The 6507-nt window shown below is 69.6% G+C and carries 2 protein-coding genes; both read right to left on the bottom strand.

Features of this window, described 5'->3' with window-relative positions:
- On the bottom strand, nt 1-4858 hold a 4858-nt coding region (locus RUGAMON1_RS32370; protein ID WP_445234378.1), incomplete at its 3' end, for a non-ribosomal peptide synthetase.
- Nucleotides 4851-6507: non-ribosomal peptide synthetase (locus RUGAMON1_RS32375; protein ID WP_445234379.1), on the bottom strand; the 1657-nt coding region annotated here is incomplete at its 5' end. The genes RUGAMON1_RS32375 and RUGAMON1_RS32370, both read right to left, overlap by 8 nt.

Genomic DNA, 6507 nt, shown 5'->3' on the forward strand with positions numbered 1-6507 from the left:
CGTAGCTCAGGCTGTGGCCTTCGCACACCAGGGCGATGGCGTCAGGCTGCGTAGCGGCTTGCGCCTCGAAGGCCTGGTGCAGCAGCTGGTCGCGCGGGTAGTCGGCAGCGGGGTTGTTCAATCCGGCCAGCAGATGGTGGCGCTCGGCCTCGGGCAGGACGTTCAAGGCGTGGGCCGGCTGGTTGGCGTCGCCGGCCAGCGCGGCGCTGAGCGCCTCGATCGCCGTCAGCAGATAGGCGGCCATGCGCTGCGGATCGATGCCCGCTGCGCATTGCGCCGTTACGCCGAAGCCGTCACCGTAGTCGTCGACCGACACCGTGACGGGATAGTTGGTCCTTTCCTCCGAGGCGATGGCGCGCACGCCGTCCAGTCCGACCGAACCCGAAGCCGTCGCGGGCCGGTTATGGCGGTAGTTGAGCAGGGTGGTAAACAGCGGCAGCGGCGCGGCCACGCCACTGCAGCGCTGCGCCAGCGCCAGCGAGGCTTGTTCATGCGCCAGCAGTTCGCCCAGGTCGCGGTAGCTGTCGCGCACCACCTGTCCGACCGGCCGCGCGCCCAGCGAGATACGCAGCGGCAGCGTGTTGATGAACATGCCCAGCACCTGGCCGGCACCGTCCGCGCCCTGCATGCGGCCCGACAGCACGGTGCCGAACACCACGTCGTCGCGTCCGCAGCAGCGCGCCAGTACCTGGGCCCACGCGGTATGGAACAGCACGGCAGCGGTCACGCCATGCCGGCGCGCGCTGTCGCGCACCTGCCGCGCCAGCGCCGCGTCCAGCGTCAACGTGGCCTGGTCGGTGCGGCCGCCGTCATGCTGGACGTCGAGCAGGCCGAACGGTGCGGTCGGCGCGTCGATATCGGCCAGGCGGCGGTGGAAGTAGTCCTCATGCGCGGCGGCCGGCACCGCGCGGGCCCGGGCGATGAACTGCCGGTAGGGCAGCGGCGCCGGCAGCTTGTCGCCGTGGCCGTCCAGCAGCGCCTGGATTTCTGCGACGATGAATTCAAGCGTCAGATGGTCGCTGACCAGGTGGTGGTTGAGCATCGTCAGCAGCCATTGGCCGGAGTGTGGATCGGCCGCCACGTAGGCCGCGATCAGCGGCGCGCGTTGCAGGTCCAGGCGCAGCCGGCGCGGATCGGTGTGCTGATGCAATTGTTCGACGGCGTCGCTGCCGGTGTCCAGCGTCAGCATGTGGACCGGCAGCGGCGCGCGCCGCTGCACCACCTGCACCGGCATCGACAGCCCGGCCCAGCGCACGCTGCTGCGCAGGATGTCGTGGCGCTCGATGACGCGTTGCAGCGCTTGCAGGAAGGTGTCGAGCCGCTGGCGGCCATCGAACGCAAAGCTGGAGCGGATGAGGTAGGCATCGCCCTCGCCACCCAGCAGATGGTGGAACAGGATACCTTCCTGCAGCGGTGCCAGCGGGTAGATGTCCTGGATGCCGGCGGCGCCGTCGGGCACGCTATCGACGATCAGGTCGATCTCGTCCTGGGTCAGTGCGACCAGCGGCAGCAGTTCGGGGCGCAGCGCGTTGCAGCCGGCGCCGATCAGGTTAGGCGGCACCATCGCGGGCTGTCGGCCGCCGCTGGCGCCGAGGCCGGCCGCCATGGCCTGCAACGTGGGTGCCTCGAACACGGCGCCCACCTCGGCGGACAGACCCAGCCGGTGCAACCGTTCGATCAGCGTGATTACCATCAATGAATGGCCGCCCAGCTCGAAGAAATGGTCGTCGCGGCCAACCCGATCCAGACCGAGCAGCTCGCACCAGACGGCGGCAAGCGCGATCTCGGCCGGGCCTTGCGGGGCCTGGTACGGCCGGGTCGCGACGTCGTCCTGGCCGGGGGCGGGCAGGGCGTTGCGGTCGAGCTTGCCGTTTGGGGTCAGCGGCAGCGCGTCCAGCACCACGTAGGCGGCCGGTAGCATGTACTCGGCCAGTTGCGGCGCCAGCGCGGCGCGCAGCGCGGCTGGATCGAGCGCGACCGCGCCGGTCTTGGCCAGCAGGTAGGCCACCAGGCGGCGGTCGCCGGGACTGTCCTCGCGGGCGATGACCACCGCTTCGCGTACGCCGGCACAGGCGGCCAGGCGCGCTTCGATCTCGCCCAGCTCGATCCGGAAGCCGCGGATCTTGACCTGGAAATCGTTGCGACCCAGATAGTCGAGATGGCCGTCCGGCAGCCAGCGCACCAGGTCGCCGGTGCGGTACAGGCGGGCGCCGGGGCGGCCGCTGAACGGGTCGGTGATGAAGCGCTCGGCGCTCAGTTCCGGGCGGTTCAGGTAGCCGCGCGCGACGCCGGCGCCGCCGATGTACAGCTCGCCCGTGACACCGATCGGCACCGGTTGTCGTTGCGCGTCCAGCACGTACAGTTCGGTGTTGGCGATCGGGCGGCCGATTGGCGGAGTCCAGTCCACGCCCTCGCTACGCTCGTGTTCGATGCGACAGGCCGCCACCACGTCGGTGCATTCGGTCGGACCGTAGCTGTTGATGAGCGTCATCTGCGGATATTCGCGGGCCAGCGGGGCGATGTGCGCCATGCTGATCGGCTCGCCGCCGAGGAAGACGCGCCGCAGGTTCGCCAGCGACTGTGGCGGCGCTGCCGCGACGATCGGGTAGAAGGCGCTCGGGGTTAGGTTCAGGCTGGTGATGCCGTGGCGCGCGATCTCGGCGGCCAACTGGCGCGGATCGAAGCCGGCATCGGCCAGGTGCAGGGTGGCGCCGCACACCAGCGGCGCAAAGATATTCTTTTGGGTGAGGTCGAAGCTGAACGAGGTCACCAGCAAGACGCGGTCGTCCGCCGTGAAGTCGAACTCGTCAACGTACCAGTGCAGCAGGTTGGCTAGGCCGGCGTGCTCGATGGTGGCGCCCTTGGGCCGGCCGGTCGAGCCCGACGTGTAAATCACATAGGCTGCGTGCCCCGCCCGCAGTCCCAGCGCTTGCGGATCGGGATTCGATACGGCGTCGCCATCGGACGGCGCATCGTCGCCGGACAGCATCAGCAGCGGCGCCCCGGCCGGCAGGCGCTCCCGGTGCACCGGTTCGCTCAGCACCGCCTTGGGCACGCTGTCGTCCAGCATGTAGGCCAGGCGTTCAGAAGGATAGGCGGGGTCCAGCGGCACGTAGGCGGCACCGGCCTTGAGCACGCCGAGCACGGCCACCACCATCGCGATGCCGCGTTCGACGCAGATGGCGACACGGTCGTCCGGGCCCACGCCCATGGCCAGCAGGCGGTGCGCCAACCGGTTGGCGCGTCGGTTCAGCTCGGCATAGCCGAGGCGCTCGCCACCGCACACCACCGCCACGGCGTCCGGCCGCGCGGCGGCCTGGGCTTCGAATAATTGGTGCAGCAGGCGGTCCTGCGGATAAGCCACCGCCGTGTCGTTGAAGCCGGCCAGCAGCTGCCGGCGCTGTTGCGGGTCCAGCAGCGGCAGCGCGGTCACGCGCTGGCTGTCGTCGGCCACCATCGCTGCCAGCATGGTCAGCCAGTAGCCGGTTAGGCGCTCGACGCTGGCGCGTTCGAACAGCGCGGTGGCGTAGTTCAGGCCACCGACGATGGCGCTGCCGTCGCCACGGTCGTCCAGGTTCAATACCAGGTCGAACTGGGCGCTCAGTTGCGGCGTCTCCAGCGGCGTCAGCACCAAGCCCGGCAAGGCCAGGTTGGCGCCGGCGGTGTTGTTGAGCGCGAGCATGACCTGGAACAGTGGACTGTGGCTGCGGCTGCGCGGCGGCTTGACCGCCTCCACCACCTGTTCAAACGGCAGGTTCTGGTGCTCGTAGGCGGCCAGCAGGTCGGCCTTGACGGCGGCCAGTAACGCCGCCACGCTAAGGTTGCCGCCCAGTCGCACGCGCAGCGCCAGGGTGTTGACGAAAAAGCCGATCACTTGCTCGACCTCGCGGCGTTGGCGGTTGGCCACCGGCGTGCCGACGACGACGTCGTCCTGCCCGCTCAGGCGCGACAACAGAGCGGCCCAGCCGGCCAGCAGCGTCATGAACAGCGTGGCGCCGTGGCGCGCGCCCAGCGCGCGCAGGCCGTTAGCCAGCGGCGCGGGGATGGTCAGTGTCAAGCAGTCGCCGGCATGGTTCTGCAACGCTGGACGTGGCCGGTCGGTCGGCAGCGCCAGCAGCGCCGGGGCGCCGTCGAGATGGGCTCGCCACCAGTCGGCCTGCAGCTGCAGCGCGGCGCCGCTGAGCCATTGGCGCTGCCAGGCGGCGTAGTCGGCGTACTGGATGTCCGGCGCCGGCAACGGGTCCGGTAAGCCCTGGCTGAATGCGGCGTACAGCGCGCTCACTTCGCGCACCATGACACCAATCGACCAGCCGTCGGAAATGATGTGGTGCTGGGTCAGTAGCAGAACGTGCTCGCCGTCGGCCAACTGTAGCAACCGGCCGCGCACCAGCGGGCCGGCGGCCAGGTTGAAGGGCTGGGCCGCCTCGTCGATGCCGATGCGGGCCACGGCTGCTTGCTGTTCATGGCCGGACAGCGCGCGCAGGTCGTGCAGGCGCAGCGCGAAGCCCTGGTCGGCGGCGGCGATCGCCTGCACCGGGGCGCCGTCGTGCAGGACAAAGCTCGTGCGCAGGCTTTCGTGGCGGGCCACCAGACGGTCGAGCGTGGCGCGCAGCGCCGGCAGGTCGAGCGCGCCGCTCAGGCGCAGCGCGGCCGGCAGGTGGTAAGCCGCGCTGGAGGCGGGATCGAGCTGGGCCAGGAACCACAGGCGTTGCTGCGCCAGCGACAGCGGTAGCGGCTGTTCGCGCCTGGCCGCCGGGATCGGCGCGTGCGCGGGATGGGCTTGTTGCGCGGTCTTTTGCTGCTTGAGCTGGTTCAGCAGGACCATCTGTTTTAATTCGCTTAACTGCAGTTTATTCATTGGAAAATCCTTCGGATAACAAGGCCAGCAATTCAGTCTCGGACAGGCCGTCGAGTTTTTGGCTCAGGCTGTCGATGTCATGGTCGGCAAAGCGGGCGATCTGCGCCGCCGTCACCATCGCGGAAAACTGGTGGAACACCGGGGCGTCGAACAGGGCGCGCAAGGGGATCGCCACCTGACACTGTTCGCGTATCCTGGACATTAGCTGCAGCGCCAGCAGCGAGTGGCCGCCCAGCTCGAAGAAATGGTCGTGCCGCCCGATCCGTTCCAGTCCCAGCAGTTCGCCCCAGATCGCGGCCAGCACGGTTTCGTCCGGGCCCTGCGGCGCCGCGTAGGTGCGCGTCGCTACCGCACTGTGGTCGGGCGCGGGCAGGGCCATGCGGTCGAGCTTGCCGTTCGGGGTACGGGGATAAGCCGCCAGCGTCACGAACGCAGCCGGCACCATATAGCCCGGAAGCGTGGCCGCCAGCGCCGCGCGCAGCCCGGCTGCGTCCAGCATGGCGCCGTCGTGCGCCAGCAGGTAGGCTACCAGGCGCTGGTCGCCGGGATGGTCTTCGCGCGCCGCCACCACCGCCTCGCGCACGCCGGCGCAGGCCACCAGCGCGGTCTCGATCTCGCCGAGCTCGATGCGGAAGCCGCGCAGCTTGACCTGGAAGTCGTTGCGGCCCAGGTATTCGATATTGCCGTCGGCGGCGTAACGGCCCAGGTCGCCGGTCTTGTACAGGCGCGCATGGGGATCGGCGCTGAACGGATCGGCGATGAAGCGCTCCGCCGTCAGCTCCGGCCGGTTCAGATAGCCGCGCGCGACGCCGGCGCCGCCGATATACAATTCGCCGGCCACGCCAAGCGGCACCGGCGCCAGGCGGCTGTCGAGAAGGTAGATTTGGGTATTGGCGAGCGGGCGGCCGATGTAGGGCTGGAAGCCGTGCTGCCGTTGCATGCCGATCCAGGTCGAATACGTGGTGGTCTCGGACGGGCCGTACAGGTTGGCGACCTGCTCGACCTCGGTGGTGGCGAACAGGGTCTCGACCAGTTCCCGCTTCAAGGCTTCGCCGGCCAGGTTGATGCTGCGCACCGACGCCGGGATGCGTCCGCGTCCGGCCAGCGTGGCGATGGTGGAGGGCACGGTGTTGATGTGGGTGACGCCGTCCAGGTCCAGCGTCTCGTCCAGGATGTCGCGCGCGATCACTAGCGTGCCGCCGGCGCTGAGCGGTACGAACATCTCGTACACCGCCAGGTCGAAATTGATCGAGGTGCAGAACAGCGTGCGCGCCAGCTGGGCCGGCGTGAAATGGTCACGCGCCCACGCGACCATGTTGCAGGCGTTGCGGTGCTCGATCATGACCCCCTTGGGCAGGCCGGTCGAGCCGGAGGTGTAAATCAGGTAGGCCAGGTGGCAGGCCCGCAAGCCCAGCGCGTGCGGCGTCGGGTTGTGGGCGGGGCCGGCCGCGCCGATGGCCGGGTCGTCGATGCACACCAGCTGCGGCGCAGCTGCCTCCGTCCGCAATCGCGCCGACGCCTGCCGCAGCGATTGCTGGGTCAGCACGGCGACCGGTGCGCTGTCGGCCAGCATGTGGGCGATGCGATCGGCCGGGTAGGCCGGATCGACCGGCACGTAGGCGGCGCCGGCCTTGAGGATGGCCAGCAGG

This window comes from Duganella rhizosphaerae (genome assembly GCF_040364205.1).
GTDB lineage: Bacteria > Pseudomonadota > Gammaproteobacteria > Burkholderiales > Burkholderiaceae_D > Rugamonas > Rugamonas rhizosphaerae.